General features: G+C 63.2%; 18 protein-coding genes and 1 tRNA gene. 7 read left to right on the forward strand and 12 right to left on the reverse strand.

Going from position 1 to position 22,128, the window contains the following annotated elements:
- Window positions 1-13: 13 nt before the first annotated feature.
- The 3 genes from AC1HIL_RS29505 to AC1HIL_RS29515 form a co-directional block, all read right to left on the reverse strand.
- Entirely contained in the window at window positions 14-748 is a 735-nt protein-coding gene (locus AC1HIL_RS29505; RefSeq protein ID WP_479670655.1) for a hypothetical protein, read from the reverse strand.
- Window positions 749-1,024: 276 nt separating this feature from the next.
- Window positions 1,025-2,338, reverse strand: coding sequence for an Nramp family divalent metal transporter (locus AC1HIL_RS29510; protein ID WP_479670656.1), 1,314 nt, complete (start codon window positions 2,336-2,338; stop codon window positions 1,025-1,027).
- Between the two features lie 250 nt (window positions 2,339-2,588).
- Window positions 2,589-3,911 carry an aspartate aminotransferase family protein gene (locus tag AC1HIL_RS29515; RefSeq protein WP_057594755.1) on the reverse strand — a complete coding sequence of 441 codons (1,323 nt, stop codon included), beginning with the start codon at window positions 3,909-3,911 and terminating at the stop codon, window positions 2,589-2,591.
- 95 nt (window positions 3,912-4,006) lie between these two features.
- Here AC1HIL_RS29515 and AC1HIL_RS29520 point away from each other — a divergent pair, with 95 nt between their 5' ends.
- Entirely contained in the window at window positions 4,007-4,864 is an 858-nt protein-coding gene (locus AC1HIL_RS29520) for a LysR family transcriptional regulator (protein WP_057594756.1), read from the forward strand.
- A gap of 89 nt (window positions 4,865-4,953) precedes the next feature.
- On the forward strand, window positions 4,954-5,148 hold the full coding sequence (locus AC1HIL_RS29525) for a hypothetical protein (RefSeq protein ID WP_057594757.1): 195 nt from the start codon (window positions 4,954-4,956) through the stop codon (window positions 5,146-5,148).
- Between the two features lie 22 nt (window positions 5,149-5,170).
- Here AC1HIL_RS29525 and AC1HIL_RS29530 read toward each other — a convergent pair whose 3' ends face one another.
- Window positions 5,171-5,755 (reverse strand): TetR/AcrR family transcriptional regulator, encoded by a 585-nt coding sequence (locus AC1HIL_RS29530; RefSeq protein WP_479670657.1) that lies wholly within the window; start codon window positions 5,753-5,755, stop codon window positions 5,171-5,173.
- A 230-nt stretch (window positions 5,756-5,985) separates the two neighbouring features.
- On the opposite strand from AC1HIL_RS29530, the gene AC1HIL_RS29535 reads away from it, so the two are divergent.
- Window positions 5,986-7,245, forward strand: a complete 1,260-nt coding sequence (locus tag AC1HIL_RS29535) for a porin (RefSeq protein ID WP_479670658.1) — start codon at window positions 5,986-5,988, stop codon at window positions 7,243-7,245.
- A gap of 161 nt (window positions 7,246-7,406) precedes the next feature.
- Here the strand turns inward: AC1HIL_RS29535 and AC1HIL_RS29540 are convergent, their stop codons facing one another.
- The gene (locus tag AC1HIL_RS29540) at window positions 7,407-8,636 is read right to left on the reverse strand and encodes a glutamate carboxypeptidase (RefSeq protein ID WP_479670659.1); all 1,230 of its coding nucleotides are present in this window, start codon (window positions 8,634-8,636) and stop codon (window positions 7,407-7,409) included.
- Window positions 8,637-8,805: 169 nt separating this feature from the next.
- Between AC1HIL_RS29540 and AC1HIL_RS29545 the strand changes: the two genes are divergently transcribed.
- Window positions 8,806-9,048 carry a hypothetical protein gene (locus tag AC1HIL_RS29545; RefSeq protein ID WP_413762542.1) on the forward strand — a complete coding sequence of 81 codons (243 nt, stop codon included), beginning with the start codon at window positions 8,806-8,808 and terminating at the stop codon, window positions 9,046-9,048.
- A 113-nt stretch (window positions 9,049-9,161) separates the two neighbouring features.
- A complete protein-coding gene (locus tag AC1HIL_RS29550) occupies window positions 9,162-11,117 on the forward strand; it encodes an alpha/beta hydrolase domain-containing protein (protein WP_479670660.1) in 1,956 nt (651 codons plus the stop codon).
- A 383-nt stretch (window positions 11,118-11,500) separates the two neighbouring features.
- Here the strand turns inward: AC1HIL_RS29550 and AC1HIL_RS29555 are convergent, their stop codons facing one another.
- Genes AC1HIL_RS29555 through AC1HIL_RS29565 form a run of 3 tightly spaced genes read right to left on the reverse strand, consistent with a single transcriptional unit; the run spans window position 11,501 to window position 14,000 of the window.
- The gene (locus tag AC1HIL_RS29555; RefSeq protein ID WP_479670661.1) at window positions 11,501-12,643 is read right to left on the reverse strand and encodes a DGQHR domain-containing protein; all 1,143 of its coding nucleotides are present in this window, start codon (window positions 12,641-12,643) and stop codon (window positions 11,501-11,503) included.
- Window positions 12,640-13,158 (reverse strand): hypothetical protein, encoded by a 519-nt coding sequence (locus AC1HIL_RS29560; protein WP_479670662.1) that lies wholly within the window; start codon window positions 13,156-13,158, stop codon window positions 12,640-12,642. Before AC1HIL_RS29560 ends, AC1HIL_RS29555 begins: the two co-directional genes overlap by 4 nt.
- 17 nt (window positions 13,159-13,175) lie before the next feature.
- Window positions 13,176-14,000, reverse strand: a complete 825-nt coding sequence (locus AC1HIL_RS29565) for a DNA adenine methylase (RefSeq protein WP_479670663.1) — start codon at window positions 13,998-14,000, stop codon at window positions 13,176-13,178.
- Window positions 14,001-14,406: 406 nt separating this feature from the next.
- On the opposite strand from AC1HIL_RS29565, the gene AC1HIL_RS29570 reads away from it, so the two are divergent.
- Window positions 14,407-14,994: a recombinase family protein gene (locus AC1HIL_RS29570; protein ID WP_479670664.1), complete on the forward strand. Its 588-nt coding sequence runs from the start codon at window positions 14,407-14,409 to the stop codon at window positions 14,992-14,994.
- Window positions 14,995-15,290: 296 nt separating this feature from the next.
- Here the strand turns inward: AC1HIL_RS29570 and AC1HIL_RS29575 are convergent, their stop codons facing one another.
- Window positions 15,291-15,551, reverse strand: coding sequence for a helix-turn-helix domain-containing protein (locus tag AC1HIL_RS29575; RefSeq protein ID WP_479670665.1), 261 nt, complete (start codon window positions 15,549-15,551; stop codon window positions 15,291-15,293).
- A gap of 1,198 nt (window positions 15,552-16,749) precedes the next feature.
- Between AC1HIL_RS29575 and AC1HIL_RS29580 the strand changes: the two genes are divergently transcribed.
- Entirely contained in the window at window positions 16,750-18,684 is a 1,935-nt protein-coding gene (locus AC1HIL_RS29580) for a hypothetical protein (RefSeq protein ID WP_479670666.1), read from the forward strand.
- A 123-nt stretch (window positions 18,685-18,807) separates the two neighbouring features.
- Here AC1HIL_RS29580 and AC1HIL_RS29585 read toward each other — a convergent pair whose 3' ends face one another.
- From AC1HIL_RS29585 to serS, 3 genes are all read right to left on the reverse strand, one after another.
- On the reverse strand, window positions 18,808-20,490 hold the full coding sequence (locus AC1HIL_RS29585) for a phage integrase (RefSeq protein ID WP_479672789.1): 1,683 nt from the start codon (window positions 20,488-20,490) through the stop codon (window positions 18,808-18,810).
- 114 nt (window positions 20,491-20,604) lie between these two features.
- A tRNA-Ser gene (locus AC1HIL_RS29590) sits at window positions 20,605-20,694 on the reverse strand.
- Between the two features lie 81 nt (window positions 20,695-20,775).
- Window positions 20,776-22,107 carry a serine--tRNA ligase gene (serS, locus tag AC1HIL_RS29595; RefSeq protein WP_296728714.1) on the reverse strand — a complete coding sequence of 444 codons (1,332 nt, stop codon included), beginning with the start codon at window positions 22,105-22,107 and terminating at the stop codon, window positions 20,776-20,778.
- Window positions 22,108-22,128 lie beyond the last annotated feature (21 nt).

The raw sequence follows: 22,128 nt of genomic DNA on the forward strand, positions 1-22,128 counted from the left end.
GAATCGCGGCGCATCAGGCACGCGATCCCGAGGACAGCAGCCCGAGGCGGCTGCGGATGCGCGCGAGCAGGCCGGGCTGCACCTCGCGCGCCGGGGGCGTCGCCTCGGCGGCGGGGTGGACCTGCGAATCGGGCCAGATCGACTCGGGCGCGCGCGCGGCGCCGCCGCCGCTGGCCGCCACGAAGCCGGCGCGCTCGAGCGCGGCGATGAACTCGGCGCATTCCTGCGCGCTGGCGTTCGAGCGCTGCTGCAGCGCCGCCAGCGTGGCCGGGCGGCTCGCGAGCAGGGTCGCGAGCTTCATGCGCACGGCCGAGTCGAGCAGCGCGACCGAGGGCCAGCGCAGCAGGCGGTATTCCTCGCCGCGCGCGCCGCGTTCGGCCGATGCCGCCAGGCCCAGATCGCGTGCATGGACCACCATCGCGCCGAGCCGGTTGAGCATGGCCTCGAGCGCATCGGCATGCAGCGGCAGCCGCAGGAAGGGGCCGCGCGGCGGCGGCGTGTCGCCGACCGTCAGCAACGGCACCGGCGGCAGCGGCGAATCGGCCGCCTCGGCCGACAGCGCCGCGGCCCGGTCGCCCACCACGCGCAGGTCGGCACCCTCGACCTGCCAGGCCCAGTGCTGGTGGGTGCGGTGGTCGAGCAGCCGCACCAGCGACTTGAAAAGCAGTTCGTCGCGGGCCGGCAGCCCTTCGATGCTGAAGCTCAGCAGCGGCCGGCGGTCGCGGGTCGAGGCGCTGGAACCGGTCATGGGCGGCCCGCGGGTGGCTGGGCGGCACTCGCCCAAGATCGCACCAAATTGGGGCGTTTTTGCAGTCCAAATGGCAATTCAAGCGCTTCCATCGATGAAACATCCCCGGGAAGCCTCGCGGCCCGCCTTTGATTGAATGCCTAAGTGTTAACCAGTGTTACTCGCCAAAAATATAACACTCGTTGCAATTAAACACACTAGATTACAAAACCCGACTAAGTCCTACGGGAATCGGTGGAAACGGAAACGAGGCGCCCGACAGCGGGCGGCGGATGCTCAGGACCGCAGGCTGGTCCAGAGAAAGGCCAGGGTCGCCAGCGCCATGACCGCGGTCGCGGCCCAGCCCAGCACCCGCCAGTGCAGCGGCAGCACCAGTTCGCCCATGAGGCGGCGGCTGCCGGCGGCCCACATCACGCCGACCATGATCGGCACCGACATCAGCGAATTGATCACCGCCGCCCACACGAGCGCTTTCATGGGATCGACGCCGCACAGGCTGATGCCGATGCCGCAGACCATGGCGGCCGCGAGGATGCCGTAGAAGGCCGGCGCGGCGCCCACCGGCTGCTCGAGCCCGCGGCGCACGCGCAGGAACTCGGCGCAGGCATAGGCGGCCGAACCGCCGAGCACCGGCAGCGCCAGCAGGCCGGTGCCGACGATCCCCAGCGCGAACAGCGCGAAGGCCGCGCTGCCGGCCACCGGACGCAGCGCCTCGGCCGCCTGCGCGGTCGAGCTCACGTCGGTCTGGCCATGGGCATGCAGGGTGGCGGCCGAGGCCACGATCATCGAGAAGGCGATCGCGTTGGAGAAGCCCATGCCGACCCAGGTGTCGAGCCGCAGCCGGCGCAGTTGCGCGCGGGCCTGCGCGGGGTGGGTCCGCAACGCGTGGTCCTGCGGAACGCGCTCGATCTCCTCCACCTCCTGCGCCGCCTGCCAGAAGAACAGGTAGGGGCTGATCGTGGTACCGAGGATCGCGACCACCATCTTGATGCTCTCGGCATCCCAGTGCATGCGCGGCACCAGCGCGCCCGCGAGCGCGGCCTTCCAGTCGACGTGCGCCACCAGCGCCACGCCCACGTAGGCCAGCAGCGAGAGCGTGAGCCACTTGAGCACGCGCACGTAGCGGTGGTAGGGCAGCCAGGCCTGCAGCGCCAGCGACAGCAGTCCGAAGCCCAGCGCATAGAGCGCCTCGGGCCCGCCAAGGCCCAGCCGCGCGACCTCGGCCATGGCACCGATGTCGGCCGCGAGGTTCACCACATTGGCGACCAGCAGCAGCAGGACCGCGAGCAGCACGACCGGGCGCGGCCACAGGGTGGCGAAGGCCGAGGTGAGGCCGCGGCCCGTGGTGCGGCCGATGCGCGCGCTCGCGAGCTGGATGCCCACCATCAACGGATAGGTCAGCAGCAGGGTCCAGCCCATGCCGTAGCCGAACTGCGCGCCGGCCTGGGTGTAGGTGGCGATGCCGCTGGGATCGTCGTCGGCGGCGCCCGTGATGAGGCCGGGGCCGAGGCGGTTCAGGAAGCCGCGCCTGGCGGGTGGCTGTGCGCCTTCACTGGCGGTCTCTTCGTCCTGCGCGTTCGGCCTCGGCATGTGGATGGCTCGGTGGCTCCGGGGACATCGACCGTAGTGCGCGGTGCCGCGGGCTCCTGTAGGACGCTGCTGCAACTTGGCTGCGTCTGCACGCCGAAGGCGCGCCGCGCCCGTGAATATTGGACGGCCCCAGGCTCGAGGAACCGCTGCAAGCCAGCGGGTGCCGAAGCGACCTCTACCAACGCCGAAAGACCGTCGAAGCCAGTATCGATCGCCAAACTTAAGCCGGCCTGAATGAATGGACGATCGCTCAGGAAGCCCGCTGCGAACGCACCGCGGTGGCGATGGCCTTGTCGAGCAGCTCGAGGCCGAGGTCGATCTCGCTGTCGCTGATGGTGAGCGGCGGCGCGATGCGGAACACGCCGCCCATCGAGGGCAGCTTCACGATGTTCATGCTCAGGCCCAGCTTCATGCATTCGCGCGTGACCGCTTCGCCGAGCTCGAAGGCCGGCTCGCGCGTGTCGCGGCTCTTGACCACTTCGAGGCCGAGCAGCAGGCCGCGACCGCGCACGTCGCCGATGCATTCGTGGCGCGACTGCAGTTGGCGCAGCCCCTGCTGCAGCCGTTCGCCCGCGACGCGCGCGCGCTCGACCAGCCCGTCGCGCTCCACCACCTCGAGCACCTTCAGGCCGACCGCCGCGGGCAGCGGGTCGGAGACGTGCGTGGTGTAGAACAGGAAGCCGCGCGCATGGGCCTCGTCCTCGATCGCGGCCGTGGTCACCATCGCCGCCAGCGGCAGGCCCGCTCCCAGCGTCTTCGACAAGGTCAGGATGTCGGGCGCCACGCCGTCGCGGTCGCACGCGAACATCAGGCCGGTGCGGCCCACGCCGGTCTGCGCCTCGTCCACGATCAGCAGCATGCCGCGCTCCTCGCACTTCTTCTTGAGCGCCGCCATGTAGCCCGGCGGCAGCTCGAGGATGCCGCCGCTGCTGAGGATGGGCTCGGCGATGAAGGCCGCGAGCGCGCCGGTCGACTGGCGGTCGATCTGCTCGAAGCCGTCGTCGAGTTCGCGACGCCAGTCGAGCTCGCCCTCCTTCGTCGCGAAGCGCGGCCGGTAGGCATTGGGCGCCGGGATCGCGAACGAGCCGGCCGCCGCCGGGCCATAGCCCTTGCGGCCCGCGCTGTAGGTCGCGGCCGCCGCGCTGCCGGTCATGCCGTGCCACGACTGCGTGAAGGCCACCACCTCGTGGCCGCCGGTCACCAGCCTGGCCATGCGCAGCGCCGCCTCGTTCGATTCGGCGCCGGTGCTCAGCAGCAGGCAGCGTTCGAGCGCACCGGGCGCATGGCGCGCGATCTCGGCGGCCAATGCCACCACCGGGCGCGACAGCATGCCGCTGAACAGGTGGTCGAGCGTGCGCACGTGCTCCGACACCACCGAGACGATCTCGGGATGCGCATGCCCGAGCAGCGCGCTCATCTGGCCCGAGGTGAAGTCGAGGATGGCGCGACCGTCGGCGTCGTAGACGAAACAGCCTTGGGCGCGCTCGATGATCAGCGGCTCGAAGCTGCCGCCGTAGCGCACCAGGTGGCGCTGTGCCTGTTGCCAGAACTGGGGGTCGTCGTTCCTGCTCATGCCGATGGTTCCCGATCAAAATGCCCACGTTACGCGGCGCCGCGCGCGCGTGGAAGCGAATTGTTTTGAGATCAGCTATCAAGGGAACTCATGCCGTGAGCCAATCGCTGGACATCGACCTGCTGCGCAGCTTCGTCGCCATCGCCGAGACCGGCGTTCTGGGCCAGGCCGCCCTGCGCGTGGGCCGCACGCAGTCGGCGCTGAGCATGCAGATGCGCAAGCTCGAGGGCATCGTCGCGCAGCCGCTGCTGCACCGCACCGGCCGTGGCGTGACGCTCACCGCGACCGGCGAGCGCCTGCTGGTGCGCGCGGGCGAGCTGCTGCGCCGGCACGACGAGGCACTGGCCGAACTGCGCGGCCAGCAGCTCTCGGGCGTGCTGCGCTTCAGCTGCCCCGACGACTACGCGGTCGTGTTCCTGCCCTTCCTGCTGCAGGGCTTCGCGAGCCTGCACCCGGGCGTGCAGCTCGAGGTGATGTGCGCGCCCACGCCGCGGCTGCACGAACTGCTGGCGCGGCATGCGGTCGATCTCGCGCTGGTGTCGGTGGCCGGCGATGCCGCGGGTGCCGACGCGATCCGGCACGAGCCGCTGGTGTGGGTCGCGCGGCGCGGCAGCACGGCCGTCGCCCTCGATCCGCTGCCGCTGGCGCTCGGCGCGCCCGATGCGCTCGACCACCAGTTGCCCCGGCGCGCGCTCGAGGCCGCGGGCCGCGCCTACCGGCTCGCCTATGCGAGCAGCAGCCTGTCGGGGCTCGTGGGCATGGCGCGCTCGGGCCTGGCCGTCACCGTGCTCACGCGCACGGCCGTGCCCGAGGACCTGCAGATCCTCGGCGCGGACGATGGCTTTCCCGAGCTGCCGAGCGTGGGCGTCACGCTGGCCCTGGCGCGCGAGGCACCGACCGCCCTGACCGCGGCCTTCGCGGCGCATGTGCGGAAGTTTCTGCCCCTGGCCTGAACCGGCACGCCCCAAGCATTTCTACCAAAGTGGTTGAAGTTCAACCGATTTGGTTGAATAATCCGGTGCTCCCTCCAAGGAACACCGCATTGACCTTCCTCCACGCCACCCGCTCGATCCTCAAACAGCACGGGAGAGCGCTCGCCGTGCTCGGTCTCGTGGTCGGCGGGCTGGCCGGGGTCGGCGTGTCCTTCGCGGCCTTCATGCCCGAGTTGCGCGTGTCGGTGAGCATGGGCTATGGCGTGTTCGCGCCGAAGCTCAGCGGGATGATCGGCGGCCTGTGAGGCACCGCCCCGGAAGGGAAGGCTAGGCGCGCTTGCGTGCCGGGCGCTTCGGCTTGCCAGCGTGGCCGAGCGCATCCATGGCCGCCTCGACGATGGGGCCGCGCCATTCGCGCTGCAGTCCCACATGGGCCGCGACCATCGCCGAAGCGCCGAGGCCCGAGAGCGCGCTCGTCACGCGCACGATGCGCTCCATGGTGGTGGCCTGCAGGTCGATGCCGAGCGCCTTGTAGACCATCAGCGCCATCTCGGTCAGCGCGGGATCGGTGCCCTTGCCGTTGTCGGCCAGCCGGTTCGCGAGCGCCGACACGCCGGGCCATTCGTAGGTCTGGTCGACCGAGGCCTCCACCACCACCCGTTCGCGCGCCGCGCCCGGCGGCAGGTGCTCGACGGCATCGAGCAGCGCCTGCGCCTGGTCGCGGCAGGTATGCAGCGCCGCGTCGTAGATCGCCTGCTTGCTCGGGAAGTGATGCAGCAGCCCGGCTTTCGAATAGTTGACCGCATCCGCGATCTGCTGGAGCGAGGTGTGGTCGAAACCGTGCTTGGCGAACAGGCCGGCGGCGCGGTCGATGATTTCGGCGTCGATCTGGGAGCGGGTGGGCTTGGGCATCGGGTTGCAGTCTATCGCAGGCGCTTACCGGATCGGTCGATATTCGACTGAATCGGTCGAACCCAACCCGGGACGACAGTGCCCGCCGAATGGAAGGGTTGCCGACATTGCGCAGACGTCATCGGGCTGTGCGCCAACTGTTATTCGCGACACGGAGACTCGCCTTCATCGCCCAAGCGGCGGTCCTTCAAAGAGTCTTCATTCATTCTTTTTTTCGATCGGGAGATGTCGTGAAAAATCAGTGTCTTGCCTTCGCCGCATTGCTGGGTGCGGGAGTCGCCCAGGCCCAGTCTTCCGTCACGCTGTTCGGCGTGGTGGACATGGGCCTCAGCAACTACTCGTCCAAATCGCAGGATGCGGGCCGCGCCGCATTCGCCAATCCGTTCTACCTGAACCAGGGCACGCGCACCCTGAGCCAGAGCGCGCTGAGCTCGGGCAACTACTCCTCGAGCCGGCTGGGCTTTCGCGGCACCGAGGACCTCGGTGGCGGCCTCGCGGCCAGCTTTTGGCTCGAGGCGCCGATCAGCCCGGACGATGGCAGGACTGGCATCGCGAGCTTCCAGCGCCGCTCCACCCTCAGCCTGTCGGGCAACTTCGGCGAGATCCGCCTGGGCCGCGACTACACGCCCTCGGCCTGGAACGACATCGTGTTCGACCCCTTCGGCATCGTCGGCGTGGGCCGCAGCCTGATCTACACCGCCGCCAACACGAACACCGTGCCCGGCGGTTCCGGCGGCTTCGGTGGCGACCTCAACTACAACCGCGCCAGCAACTCGATCGGCTATTTCCTGCCGCCGAACCTCGGCGGGGTCTACGGCCAGTTCATGTATGCGCTGCACGAGAACACCAAGTACGACCCCGGCACCAGCACGCCGCCGGGCCTCAATGCCGTGGGCGTGCTCAATGCCGGCAACGTGGCCACGACGCGCGCGGGCCGCTACCTGGGCGGCCGGCTCGGCTATGCCACCGGCCCGTTCGACATCGCCGTCTCGTACGGCAACAGCACTGCGGCCGACAGCTTCTACGCGGGCACCACCGACTCGGTGAAGACTTTCAACCTCGGCAGTTCGTACGACTTCGGCCCGGTCAAGCTGTTCGGCGAGCTGTCGCGGATCAAGAGAACGCGCGACTACGCCACGGCGCCCGCCTTCGGCGGCGTTCCCGACACCGACCTGACCGGCTACCTGATCGGACTGACCGCGCCGGTCGGCCCGGGCCTGATCCGCGCCGCCTATTCGCAGGTCAAGTACGACCTCAATACCGCGAGCCTGCCGTTCGCCGCCAATGTCGCGGACCCGAAGGCCAACAAGCTGGCGCTGGGCTACATCCACAACCTCTCGAAGCGCACCGCGCTCTACGCCACCATCGCGCGGATCAGCAACAAGAACGGCGCCGCGCTCACCGTCGGCGGTCCCGCCTTCGTGAACAACGCGGTGTTCGTGCCCAAGACCTCGACGGGCTACGACATCGGCCTGCGCCACTCCTTCTGACCGCGGCGCGGGCCCGCGGATGCGCGAACGGTCGGGGGCACTGCCGCCTCCGGTCGTTCCGATGTCTCCAGGGAGAGCCCGTCATGCGGGTTCGTTCGGTCCGCCTTCGCGCGGACCTTTTTTCGTGCGTGCGTCATTCGAGCGGCGCATGGCCCGGACCGCTACAGCCCCCGTCCGAGTTCGGAGATCAGGCGCACCGACAGGTAAAGCCGGCGCGGGATCGCGGAGAGCTGCACGTATTCCGCATTGCTGCTGTGATGGTTGGTGCCGATCAGTCCCAGCCCCTCGACCACCGGCTTGCCCGAGAGCGCGGCCCATCCCGCATCCGAGCCACCGCCGACGCGCATTTCCAGGATCGCCAGCTTGCCGCCGACCTCGGTGTAGATGGACATCGCCTTGTCCATCGTTGCGCGGCTGGCCGGCGTTGCGTTGTAGGGCGGGATCAGGCGCGTGATCTGGAGATCGATGCGCGTTCCTTCCAGCCGTTTTTTCTGGACGCGTTCCCGCAACGCGGCTTCGAAGGGCGGGAGATCCTCGTTGCGGCCGTAGCGCAGGTCCGCCGTGACGACGGTGCGATCCGGGATGATGTTGGGGGCCGTGCCGCCCTGGATCACCGTCCAGTTGAACACCCGCTCCTGCTTGCGGTCCTGCAGGTCCTGGGTGCGCAGGATGAGGTCCGCCGCCTCGGTCATCGTGTTCACGCCCTTTTCGGACGACGTCCCGGCATGCGAGGCCTTGCCCTGGATCCGGGCCTCGACGAAGGCCACGCCCGAGGTCCCGGAGACGAGCAGCTCGGTCCCTTCGTAGATGGCGCCGGGCTCATAGGACAGCACCACGTCGCTCTGGGATGCGAGCTTCTGGATCACTTCGTTCGATCCCAGCGAGCCCCTTTCCTCGTCGGGGTTGAACATCACGGTGATCGTGCCGAACTGCTGGAAGTTCTCCGCTTTCAGCAGCGCCAGCGCGTGAAGGATGGCGGCGACACCGCCCTTGGCATCGGCGATGCCGGCACCGAAGACCTGGTCGCCTTCGATGCGGAACGGCGCCCTGGCCAGCGAGCCGCGCACATAGACCGTGTCCATGTGCGCCATCAGCAGGACGTTCCGGCCGCCGCGGCCCTTGAGCCGGCCGACGATGACGTCGCCGACCACGCCGCCGGTGGCGGGCGTCCTCGTGACCTCGGCACCGAGCGCCTGGAGGCGCCGCTCGAGGTAATGGCCGATCGCGGGAATGCCGATGGCGTCATTGGTGCCGCTTTCGATGTTGACCAGTTCCTCCAAGGTCTTGAGCACCGCGGGCTGCTCGTCCCAGGTTCTCTGGTCCAGCGTGCTGCCGTGGAAGAGCGTGCTCGCATTCGCCGCCGAGCAGCCGCTCGAGACGATGGACAACACCAGCGCCCCATAGAAATGGAAAGACCGTGATCTCATTGCTACCCCTCGACGAATCAATGCAATAGCGGGACCGATCCAATGACGGGGGCGATGCTATGAATGCCGCGTATCGCGGTCAATGATTCATGCGGTGCCGTCGGAATTATTCTTTTCGGTATCCATGGATCGAATGCGCGACACCATTCGGCGGCGCCATCGCCGACGCGCGGATCGTGAGCACCGCGCGAACGGCGAGTCGACATGCGAGGCAATGAAGAAAGTCGGATGGATGCCCGATACCAGTTGCAGCACATCGAAGAGGTCCTCCTTCCTGCGCGTCTTCGGCAACCTCGACGACCGGATCACCGATTTCACCGCCGGCCGCATCGACGTCAGCTTCCGCAACGGCCGCCTGCCTGGGGAAATTCCTTAGACCGCACGACAACTGCATACAAGCGCGTCGCGCGACCGATTCCTAGACTGATTCGGATGCATACGGCGTTGGATCGCCCGCAGCGCATTCCATTCAGTTCCAAGGAGATATCGATGCAGAGACAGATGACAGAATCCGGCACGCGATCGGCGCCATTCCATTGGAGTCCGAGGCTGGGCATTGTCGGCATGGCCGTCGGCGCGCTGATCGCGGGCTGCGGCGGCAGCGGCGGCTCCAGCAACGTGCCCTTCATTCCCCCGGTTCAGACGCAACCGCAACCGCAGCCCGAGACGCAACCCGAGGTCGAACCGCAACCGGAAGCCACCACGTCGAAGGTGCCCAACCCGGTCGTGACGGGCCCCATCGCAAAGGGGGCGATGCCGGGTACGGCGCAGGGGCACAAGGAACACGACTACCCATGGCTGGCCACCATGCACAACCTGGCGGCCGTCGGTTACGTCGAAGAGGAATACTTCATCGAGGGCAACGCGAACACCTACAACTTTCCCGCGTCGTACAGCGCCGCGAACAGCGCCACGACGGTCGGCGTGCCGGCCACCGTGGCGACGAGCGGCAACCGCTACAAGACGCGCATCCTCGTGCGCCGCCCGGCGTCGGCGGACAAGTTCAATGGCACGGTGATCGCCGAGTGGCAGAACGTCACCGCGGGCTACGACCTCGATGCCCTGTGGGGCTCCGGGTTCGAGCACATGATTCGCGAGGGCTATGTCTATGTGGGCATCTCGGCCCAGCCCGTGGGCGTCAATCAGCTGAAGAAGTGGAGCGCGAAGGCCGACGGCTTCAGCGGGCGCTACGACTCGCTGGATGTGGGCGGCAGCTCCAGCACACTGGGCAATGCGATCTCGCACGACGTCTTCCTGCAGGCGCTGCAGGCCATCCGGTACCCCGGGAAGGGCATCAATCCCCTGGGCCCGCTGCGGGCCAAAAAAATGATCGTCACCGGCGTGTCGCAGTCGGGCGGCTACCTGCAGCGCATCATCAACAGCCTCGATCCGATCTATGGCAACGCACGCACGCCCGACAACAAGGGGCCGATCGACTCCTACATGGTCTACATCGCGGGCGGCTACCTCAACCGGAACCTCGCCGTCCCGGTCTGGAAGGTGATCTCCGAGACCGATGTCGCCGGCCAGGTGGCCTCTCGTCCGACGGGCACCGATGAAGCAGGCAACTACCGCAGTTGGGAAGTCGCTGGCGCCACCCACTCGGGACGACGCACCGCGCTGAATTCCCGGCCGCTCGCCGCACGCGACGACTGGCCGCTCACGGGTGTGGATTGCGTCTACCCGGTCCATCCGCGCGTGCCCGTGCAGCACGTGACCAATGCCGTCTACGACCATCTCGTCAAATGGATGGACAACCCCTCCTACAACCCGCCGCGCATGCCGGCGATCCTCACCAGCGGCACCACGATCGTCCGCGACACCACCCCGGGCCACGAGGACAAGAACTCGCAAGGCGGCGTGCGCCTGCCCGAGATGCTGGTTCCCACCGCATGGAACGCCGGCACCGGCAACAGCGCCAGGCCCGGCGGCGAGGGCGGCACCTTCTGCAGCCTCTATGGCAGCTACTACCCCTTCTCTCCGGCCTACACGGAGCAGCTCTACCCGTCCCGCGGGCAATACACCGATCTGGTCTCGCTGGCGATCGATGACAGCGTGAAGGCCGGCATCCTGGTTCCCGAGGATGCCAGGCACACGAAATTCGTGGCGGACCGGCTGGAATTCGATGGCGGAACGACGCGGCCGGAGAACACCGCGGCCTACATGGCCGCGCAGGATCTGCTGGAGATCACCTACTTCTACCTCTGGACCACCCCGGATCAGCTCGACGCCTACATGGATCAGGCGGCGCGCATCGCGAAGAACGTGGCGCTCGCGGACAAGAGCAGCGGCTCGCAGTTCGTCTACGACTCGATCCGCAACGACTTGAAGAGCTATGCCGACGGCGTGGAGGCCTTGCGCAAGGCTGGCAAGGTCTCGGATGTCAGCGCCAAGGAGCTCGCGGATGGCGTGAAGCTGGTGATGGACGGGTTGCCCGCCCTGTGACGCCGAGGCCGGCGACGGCCTTCGGCGGCCGGCCCTCTCGGAACGTGGTCTTCGGGCGCTTCTTTTTCGTGACAGGAGACCACGCTTGTCGGGTCTCCAATGGCGAACAGGCAAAAAAATAGCCCCTTGCGGGGCCATTCTTGGAGGAGAGGGAGGGACGCTCCCAGAATCCAAGCTCCGCAAGGGCAAACAGAAGCGCATGCGCCGCTGTTACACGGTGCGTTTCACGGTAGAGGCCCCAGCATACTCGATCCCAATGCTGAGCATCCACGGGCTCCGGCCCCTCACCCCCCCGATGACGAGCAAGGGAGGCCCGTTCTAAAGAAGAGAGGCACCTCTTTCCCGCCCCGCCTCCACACTCTGGCACTGCCAGACCAGTGAGCTTACCAAAACCCACCTGTCCATCGTTCGGGCTTTTGGGCTATTCCCTGGAGCAGCTCTTTGAAGAGATCTCCTTCGCCCGTTGAGCCCGGCAAGAACTCCTGGGAATTGAACCGTGTTGCGTCTATTTTTATCAGGTTGAGTAAAGCAAGAATCTCATCTCTATGAACTTCGGAGGTATCTTCGTCTAAAGGCCTTCTGGTTAAACGAACCATTAGCTCAGGCAGCAAGCGCACCAGTGCAGCAAAGCCCGTTGTCCGCCCTAAAATCATCCCCTTATTCCGATCGCCAAGTGCGCCGGGCCAGCGAAGCTCAACCGCCCAAAAATACTCCCAGAGAACGAAAGCTATTTTCGCATCATCTTTATCCAAAAAAAGATTGCGAAATAGCAGCTTCTTCTTATCCCCAGCCTCAGCTTTCGCAGGATGCTTACCGCGCTTCAGAAGATCCTTATCTGCATCGGGATGACGCGTGATTAGCTTCATAATTCGATCGACGAAAGCTGCTTGCGTGATCGACTCTGCGCTATTATCGCTTGACTTTCCGAGTATTTTTATAAATCCCTGAAGTGGGCTACCATCTTTAAAATTGAAAGTTTTTGCGATGTTGTGGCACGTCTTCTGTGGACTGCGAGCCTCTGCAAACTCATAAAGATCGTAGGCAAGCGACTTAGTAACCTTGGTCTGCTTAAGATTAATGGTTGCAAAAACCATGGCTTGATCTTCAAGCTCCATGTCAACGAAAATTGTGACATTTAAGAAAAATGGCGCTCCACTGTACTCTTCAAATCCCGCAATTCGATGCTGCCCATCGATAATCTTTGCAACTTTTCCTTCATCGCTAGCCAACTCAATAGCCAACTGACCGTCTGGAGTCCTTTTCAATTTTGCGTGCTTTTCTTCCACCGATAAGATAACTCCAGTTGGAAAGCAGGCGTCTACGTTCTTCACGTACCGCTTAATTTCGGCGACCCGCCCCTCTGAAAGATCCCGTTGCGTACCTATGTATCGCTCAATGTCTCGCCCTTCTTTTCGTCGGACATCTGCATACGAAATTGCATAGAGGTCACGCGCTTCAACAACGCCGATGTAAAAGCTCCCGATTGGCTGTTCAACCGGAAGCACAGGGATGGTTACGGTTGTCATAGGCGATTCCGATCGAGCAAGCTATCGAGGCCTTCTTCGAGCGAGCGGCGGTCACGACGGAGACGGTCTGGAATGTTGAGCCCAGCATTTCCTGCTTCGGCAACTGTGACAAAGGTACAGACGACGGTGGCGAGTAGAAAAACTCCAACACTGGTATGCGTCATAACGTCTACATCAACTACCAGCCACGACGGGTTAGCTCCGATGTTTAATACAGAGATTGCTGCGAACACAAGCGACGAAACGAGTAGCACGCCTATCAGAGCAATTGTGACGACCTTTCTTAGAGGGAAGACATCGTGGCGCACCGAATAAAGCCCCCCAGTAACAAATGAAGCGGCGTATAAAACAAACTCTCCATTTCTTAGAAGATCATACAGTCCGTATTTTTTTCCTAAAAGCGAGAAAATCAACACGGTACCCCAAAGCGGAAGAAGTCCAAGTAGAACCTGAACAACGACCCAGTAAGTGCCGTCCCCTAGAGAGCGCTTGTTAATCCAATCGGGATACGCCATTCCGTCCTTCTCCTCAGTTATTCAACCGACAACAAGATAACTTCGCGAACGAAGTGCTTGACCCTCGCAGAGGTAATCCACCTACGCAACTGGACATCCACTGTGCCCCAGTCGCTATAAAGAGCTCTAATTTCTTCAGTGTCAGCATTTGAGACAATTACCTTGCATCCCCGCTCCCTCAAGTCGTGAGCAACTAGAGCAACTCTTTTTTGCTCCTCCGAACTGAATCTGTTTGCGGTGTAATGATTGAAAAAAGAAGTTTCATTGAGCGCCGGATACGGGGGGTCAAGATACACCACATCACCTGCAATAGCATCGGCAACGGCAAGCTCGAAATCAGAATTTAACAATGCAGCCCCTCTAAGCATCTGAGAGACACGTTCAAGCTCAGGAAGAGTGGGAAGAGCTAGACGAACTCGATTTCCATGAGGGACGTTGTAATGCCCTTGCCTATTAACCCTGTAAATCCCATTAAACCCCGCTTTATTTAAATAAATGAAACGGGCAGCCTGCTCAATTTTTGAGCCGTTCGCCAGGTTAAATTCGGACCGAATCTCGTAGTAATGCCCGGCATCATGTTTACTGGCAAGCGCAATTAGGCAGGAGTAAACAGCTTCCGGATTGTCTCGCACGCATTCATAAGTCGAAATCAGTTCGCTATTTTCGTCGCTCAAAATCGCTTTTTCTGGGCCAGCTCGAAAAAAAACAGAGCCCCCCCCTAGAAATGGCTCGTAATACGTTGCCCCATCTTTGGCATCTATGTACTTGGCGATCTGCTCTGCAATTTTGTATTTGCCTCCGGCCCACTTGAGGAATGGTTTGGCGTTAATCGTGCGGTCCAAGGCGTGCTGTTCTTGTTGTTACAGGTGAGCCAGTGTAAGTCGGAGGGCGTGCTTTCGCCCCTCCCAATGTGGGGGCATGCGGAACAACCCTACTTTCCACGCGGGGCAAAAGCTGAGTCAAAGCCGACAGTGGGAGGGGCCGCTGCGTAGACAAAAAATGGAATGGATTTTCGTGCTCGGTCTCTATCCAGAAGCGCATCGCGTGCCCCCGTACCCCCCGCAGTCAGGCGGGTAAGGGCGGAGTCTGCGGAACAAGTGCTAGCTGGCCCGTACGCGCGATGCCACAGGGTCGTCCATAAACGACCGTTTACGGACAGTCGCTTTAGACATGTCCAAAACCTAGCTTGACACACTAACGGACACGGCGGATTATTCGGACATCCTTAACGAACATCTAGGCCGTGCTATGTCTCGTGTCTTTGCTTACTGCCGTGTCTCTACTGCCGATCAAACCACTGACAACCAAGTCCAAGAGATCGGAGCCGCAGGCTTTAACGTCATTCCGTCACGCACCATCGTGGAAACGGTATCAGGGAGCGTAGCAGCTGCGGAACGAGCGGGCTTTTGTCAGCTCCTCAATAAGCTGGAAGACGGCGACGTACTCGTGGTCACGAAGCTGGACCGCCTCGGGCGGAATGCGATGGATGTACGGGCGACAGTAGAGGGACTGTCAGGAATGGGCGTTCGCGTCCACTGCTTGGCGCTAGGCGGCGTTGATCTGACCAGCCCAGCCGGCAAAATGACCATGGGTGTCATAGCAGCCGTCGCAGAGTTCGAACGTGACCTGCTCATAGAGCGAACACAGGCGGGACTTTCGCGCGCTAAAGCCGAAGGTAAGTCGTTGGGCCGTCCCTCGTCGCTATCGGAGTTTCAAAGTCAAACTGTGCGCCAGCGAGTCAAAGCCGGCGATTCCATTGCGGCACTCGCCCGAGAATTCCAAACCAGTAGGCAGACCATCATGCGGGCAAGGGACGCGGCGGAGCCGATACCCTAGAACCCTCGGCGCAAGGCACTTGGCACGAGCCGGGCCAAGGCCCTAGATCGGGCCAAAGGCGCTCGCTGCACCCAATGGTCGCGCCCGGCTGCAGATCGTGCGCCAAACAGGCGAAAACACGCCTTGCCGGGGCCGTATTGGCTCGCGCATTCCGAGGCCGGCGTAGCACCTTGCACAAGAGCCTGAGCGGGTAGCGATAGTCAACGGCCGACGGGGACGCCCTCAACAAAGCCAACACAAAAGGATTCGGATTCCGCCCGGTCGAGCTGAAAGAGAGAAACAGTCGGAGCCTTGCTTTATGCGCCCGGGGACAAATGATCGATGGCAGCCACCAGTTCAGAAGGCTTTACGCGTAGCGCTGCAGCAATCTGAGCGATGTTGTGGAGTGAGACGTTGCGCTCGCCTCGTTCCACCGAACTGACGTAGTTTGTGTGCAGGTCGGCGTGTTCAGCTACCTGCTCCTGAGTCAATTCAACCTCTTTGCGCCGAAGCCGCATCGCCGCGCCAAAAGCCTTCAGCAGCGCTTGTTGAGACGGTGAGCGTTTCGGGCCTTGCACGCCCTCAGTGTTCCGACACTCACACTATAAGTACACACACTATGAGTGTGATTTTGTGGCAGACTTCCCGCCGGTGTAACTCTGCTCGCAAGGAAGAAATGAAGCTACTTCGCCGTTTCCGCTTGGCCCGCGCTCTTCGAAACCTAGTCTCCATCTTTGAGACGCTTGCCAGATTGCCGCAAACGTCCGACCTGCAATCAGAGGGTCTACATGGCCTTCCCATGTGGGGGCAGCTGCAAGCGGGAAAGTGGAAGAACCAGCTGGCTTGTTTCGACCAGCAGCATGTCACCCGTGCGCTGCTTCGAGACGTCAAGCAGGCTAAGCGACGAGGCAACGCGCAGACCCACACCGCTCTCGTTGCATTGTGGCAAGCGCTCGCCGCGGAAGGAGTCGCCGCTTCGGCCACGGAATGGATGTACTTGGAATTTGGGGTTCGATCACTTCAGAAGTCGCCTTGAGTTGGGACTCGTCAATCGTTCCGGTCCCGTACGTTGCTGGAAGCTCACCGTTCCAGCTACTTTAAGAACCGCCCCCCCCGCAGTCTGTTGATTGATCTGTTGTGAGTGTGCTTGGTGAGTGGCTTCCTGCCGATGAGCGGGTTTACTCATGTCGCCAAGGGAGCGGTTCGTCGTTCGCCCTATAGACGAAACCCAAAGGGGCCAAGAAGGCCTTTTTCCAGGCCTTGGGACGCTTTCACCTCAAGTCGATCCAACTAGCCCTAGCCACAGGGAATCGCTGATCGCGGTCCACAGGCCCGCTCCAGGGATCTGGGCGACCTAGTTGCATGACCCGCATCGGAATCAGACCAAAACAGCCCCGATCGCGTCAATCGCTCGGCCTAGCTCCATCAGGTCAACACCGCGCATTTTCACTAGGGCAGTCTCCTCCATAAAGTGCGGCACGCACTCCGCGCCTGGAACACCCGCGGACGAGTTCCGTCACCTAGTTGCATAGGGATGCACCAGTCGGCCGGAAAACGCAGTCGTCCGTGCCCGCCGCCCGCTCATTGGCAGGCGCCGGCCCCGATCTAGGCGCAGCGGTGCCCCTAGTTGCATGGTCAATCTTTAGACCCACCCATCGTCCCGACGCTCCGGGACACCGTCCGGCTGCATGACGGACGAGCTTGATCCCTTCCTCTCCCCCTGTCATCGACAAGCGCTGTCACGAGGAAGGCATTTCCCCTCTCCAAGGAGAACACATGGCACCACTTACGCAAGGCCAAGGCCTTGACATTGCGATGGTAATCGCCGGCCTAGAAGCAAAGTCTGCCCCCCACTTTCTCGACCCGGATGCCGCCCCTGCTGTCGCAGAGAGAGCCCAGAAGATCGCGTGCTCATTCCTTGAGGACAAGGGCAACGTTCTGAGCGCCGATCATCGGCGAGCTATTGGTCAACTGACCCGAGAGTTCGCCGACCTTGCCTCCGGCAAGTCACGCGGCAGACGCGCTTATGCCCTGCCAACCGGGATGGGCAAGACGACTGCCGCCGCTGCGTTCATCGCGGCCCTTCATCAACTCGGACACCATCGCGTCGCCGTCGCGGTGGCAGCATCCCGGGTCGAAGCCCTAGGCGATTTCCGCGAAAAGCTGTTGCACTTCGGCGTACCCGATAGATTGATCGGCATCAAGCACACGGTCCGTGATTCTGGCGTGCTCAACACAGGGAATGAAAGTCGTCTGTACCAGCTTGTGACCCACGTCCGCGCCCGTACTGCAACCAACCCGTTCGGCGCGCCCACGCTGGCGGGGAGCCACGATGGACGGGATCGCGCCCTGTGCATCTACGACGAAACGCTGTGGCGTGCTGACACTGCTTCGATGCGCGTTGACGCGGTACGCGGCGCGCTGGGTTTCCTGCAGGGCTACATTCCGAGCCATCCGCTTGCCCGATACCTGGGAGAAGCTCAGCAGCGCCTAGAAGCAAGGTTTACGGTGGCGGAACACAGGCCACAGGGGGCAGAGCTGGAACTGCCTACGATTTCCGAGACAGATCGGCAAGACTGGATCAAAACGATCGAGCGAGACCGTGAACTATCCGGCAATGCGTTCCTCGCAGAAGACTTGGTCAATCTGCTGCACCTTGCGGACGAGCCGCTACGGGTTATCAGCACCGGGCAAGGCAAAGGCCTCGTATCCGTGCGCTCGGCCATTCCGGCGGGTTTGAGGAACGTCGCCATCCTCGACGCCAGCACACCAATTCGAGAACTCGTGAGGCTTGATGAAACCGTGCAGGCTGTGCAGCTACCGCCCCAATTGAAGAGCTTCGAGAATGTGGAGATTTTCCAACGCCTCACAGCGGGCGGCCGCTCCTCTCTTCAGGGTAAGTACAGGTCAGCCGAACTTGCCAGGGAGGTCGCAGACATCGTGGAGCCAGAATTTACTGCCGACCCCAACCGCTGCGTGCTTGTCTTCACTTTCAACGACCGTCCCAACGACAAGCCCGCCGAACGCATTCAGAGGGAGCTCCGGCATCGGGGTATAGATCCCGACGCGCCCGCACTAGGAGCCTGCAATGCAAGCGGCGAGAAGCGCCGCCGCATTGAATTCCTCACATGGGGACAGCAAGAGGGCCTGAACGGCTACGACCACTGTCAAACGGTCATCCTAGCTGGCGTGCTGACCCGCGATCACATCAGCATTGCCGCTGCCATCAAGGGGCAGTCGGGCAATCCTCACCAGAACACATCGGAACGAGAGATTCAGCGGATGATCGGAAGCGAGGTTGCGCACTGCATCTATCAGGCCGCAAGCAGGGGAAGCTGCAGGGTAGTCCAAGACGGCAAGGCCCGAGCAATGCGATTGCACATCCTGTACAAAGATGCAAATCTGCGCGGCATCCTGGAACCCGTGATGCCCGGCGCGTCATGGAGTTACCCCGAGCCGAAACACCTGCCGCCGTCCAAGCGCACGGGTAAGACCAGCGCCATGCTTCAGCGCCTGCTGAATGCCCTGGAATCCTACCCTGCAGAACGACTCACAGTAAGCAGTCAAGAATTGAAAGGCAGCATGAACCTAGACCCAAAGAACCGTGCGGAAAAGGATCAGTTCACCCGAGCTGTCGGACAACTTAATGGGCTGTCGGACGGCTGGGAGAAGGCAGGGCGAGGCGTGCGACGAGCAAAGCGAGGTAAGTAAGCCGCATTCCCTATAAGTTATTTAGGCTTTGCGTCTTGTGCGGCACCGGGAGAAAGGGAGGGCTTCCGGTCCGCACAGTCCTGCTCTGTCGCACAAGCAGAACGCGCATCCGCACGGGAGGCCTTACACCCTTTCGCACCGCCCCGCTTGTTTCTTACCGCCCTCGGCGGGATAGACACGATGCAGCGTCAGCCCCGGAAACTTCAGCAGCTCAACCACATCTCGAAGTCGATTGGCTTGTTGCCTGATTGTGGCGGCGTAGACCTGTCCAGCTACGCCCTGCCCTGCATGACCAGTGATCGCATTGGCTTGAGACTCGGTGGCGCCATTCAAGCGCAACTCCGTCGCAACGAGGTGCCGAAAAGAGTGGAGGGTCTTAGTCGAGGGAAAGCCCTTGGCCTTCTTAAATCCACCGAACCAGCTACCGAACTGACCTCCCGCCCCATTAACTCCCGCCGTGGGCAAGGAAGGGAATAGGCGGCCTTTCGGCACGCTTGCCGCGTAGTCAGCCAAACCCAGGCGAATCAGTTCCGAATGGATCGGTACGGCTCGCCACGAACCTTCGGTCTTCAAGCTCTGCCCACGCCCTTCCTCTGCTCGAAACTCAATCACCTCCGCTCCAGGAGCAAGTGTCAGGTCGTCCGTCCAGAGCTGGGCAATCTCGCTCACCCTAGCCCCCGTGTAGCAGGCAATCAAGGGAATCCAATAGGCAGCGTCCAGTCCTGCCTTCTTATCGGTAGGCAAGCGGTACTCGGTGAAGATCGGGTCTCCGAACAGAAGCCGCAGCTCATCGTGCGTCCACGGCTCTCGCCGCTCGCCCTTCTTACCGCCGGTCTTCACTTCCAACCCGGACAGAGGGTTGTTCTCGATCCACCCCTGGTCACGGGCGGCTGTGAAAATGGCTCGGACGCTTATGAGCACGTTGTTGGCGGTCGTGGCCGTCTTGCCCTCCTTAACCGCCCAGCTCTGCACAGCATTGCGGAATTCGATAGCGTCGCGCTTGGTAAAGCCTTCTAGGACCGGGTCACCGGCGAGGGTCAAGAACTGTCGTGTATGACTTTTGAACTTCGAGACGGTCTTCGTCGGCCTACCCGCTATGTTCCACACCTCGAAGGCATCCATGATTCGGTGCCCCGGCGTCGCCGACACAGGCTTCGTCGCAACAGTTGCTGGCATCAACGTCGGTTGCTGAGCCGCTGCAGCGGAGGCAAGTAGCGCCCGCCGCTCCCGCAGCCGCCGAACCCTGAGAGGAAAGGTCCGGGACGTATCTGACAACGCCTCGACATACAGTTCTGAAAGCAAGACCCGCGCGGCCTGAATCTCGGCCACTGCGGCAGGATGCCTCGTGGGAGCCAACTGCGAAATCCAATCCTCGGAGCCTACGTCATCAACCCATCCACCTTCGAGAGCATCTCGCCCCGAGTCCAGAACCCACTGCGCCGAACTGATTTTCTCGCGCCGCTCCTCAGCCGAAAGGCCGGAAGCACGAGAGTCCACACCCGGCAACGCGGCTTCAATCCGCTGCAGGAGGGCTGATCGGAGGTCGTCGAGACCAGGAGCAGGATCGATCTGTTTGGGAGGCTCCTGGCCCGTTCTAAGGGCCTGGAAGCGACCTTCCCACTCGACCTGCAAACCCTTTGCCCTGGCGTTCGCAGCACGTATGTCCGCCGTCTGCAGCGAACAGCGGACGGCCCATGGCGTGGGAAAGCGATCCCGCAGGTCGGTCGGCACCCGTAGGCCGAACTGGTAGATGTTGGAATCTGGGCGGCGATGCACGCCAGGGTATCTAGGCACGTCGTCTGTCACACGGTTAATTTACACGGTCCGTGATGCAGCGCGCTCCTAGGAAAGCCTTCTTCTCAGAGGAAGCCCCAACGAAAAAGGGCTAGTAGCCTAGTGGCCACTAACCCTTTGAATCGTTGGAGGAGAGGGAGGGATTCGAACCCTCGGTACTATCGCTAGTACGCCTGATTTCGAGTCAGGTACATTCGACCACTCTGCCACCTCTCCGGTCGCTCTGTCGAGCCTGCGATTATAGCCAGGAAAATCGACACAACCACGCCGTGCAGCGATTTCCCTGTCGTTTTTTCGTCAGCCGCGCAGCACCTCGGTGCCACCCAGGTAGGGCCGCAGCGCCTTCGGCACGTTGATCGAGCCATCCTCGTTCTGGTGGTTCTCGAGCACCGCGACCAGGGTGCGGCCGACCGCCAGGCCCGAGCCGTTGAGGGTGTGCACCAGCTCGTTCTTGCCCTGGGCGTTCTTGAAGCGCGCCTGCAGGCGCCGCGCCTGGAAGGCCTCGCAGTTCGAGACCGAGCTGATCTCGCGGTAGGTGTCCTGCGCGGGCAGCCAGACCTCGAGGTCGTAGGTCTTGGTCGAGCCGAAGCCCATGTCGCCGGTGCACAGCAGCACGACGCGGTAGGGCAGCTCGAGCGCCTGCAGCACCACCTCGGCATGGCCGGTCATCTGCTCGAGCGCCTCGTAGCTCTTCTCGGGATGCACCACCTGCACCATCTCGACCTTGTCGAACTGGTGCTGGCGGATCATGCCGCGGGTGTCGCGGCCCGCGCTGCCGGCTTCCGAGCGGAAGCACGGGGTGTGGGCCGTGAGGCGGATCGGCAGCTGCGCCTCGGGCACGACCTCGTCGCGCACGAAGTTCGTGAGCGGCACCTCGGCGGTCGGGATCAGGTAGAGCGCCGACAGGTCGGGCGCGGGCTCGCCGTCCTGGCCGCCCTTCTTCGCGGCGAACAGGTCGCCCTCGAACTTGGGCAGTTGGCCGGTGCCGCTCAGGGTGGCGGCATTGACGATGTAGGGCACGTAGCACTCGGTGTAGCCGTGCTGCTGCGTCTGGATGTCGAGCATGAACTGGGCGAGCGCGCGGTGCAGCCGCGCGATCGGGCCCTTCATGACGGTGAAGCGCGAACCCGAGAGCTTGGCACCCATCTCGAAGTCGAGGCCGAGCGGCGCGCCCAGGTCGACGTGGTCCCTGGGCGTGAAGCCCAGCGGCGTGGCCGAGGCGCCGGCGCCGCCCTGCGGGCTCCAGCGGCGCTGCTCGACATTGCCGGTCTCGTCCTCGCCCAGCGGCACGCTGGCGTGCGGCAGGTTGGGCACGGCGAGCAGCAGCGCCTGCAGCTCGGGCTGGATCTCGTCGAGGCGCTTCGATTGCGATTCCTGCTCGGCCTTGAGCGCGTTGACCTCGGCCATCAGCGCGTCGACCGATTCGCCCTTGGCCTTGAGCGGGCCGATCTGCTTGTTGAGCGTGTTGCGGCGCGCCTGGATCTCCTCGGTGCGGGTCTGCAGCGTCTTGCGCTCGGCCTCGAGCGCGGTGAAGGCCGAGACGTCGAGGTAGGGCTGGTTCTTCTTGCGTTTTTCGAGGCCGGCCACGGCGGCGGCCAGGTCTTTGCGGAGCAGGGTGATGTCGAGCATCGCCCGATTTTAGGTGGGCGC

Source organism: Variovorax sp. ISS6, from assembly GCF_056523145.1.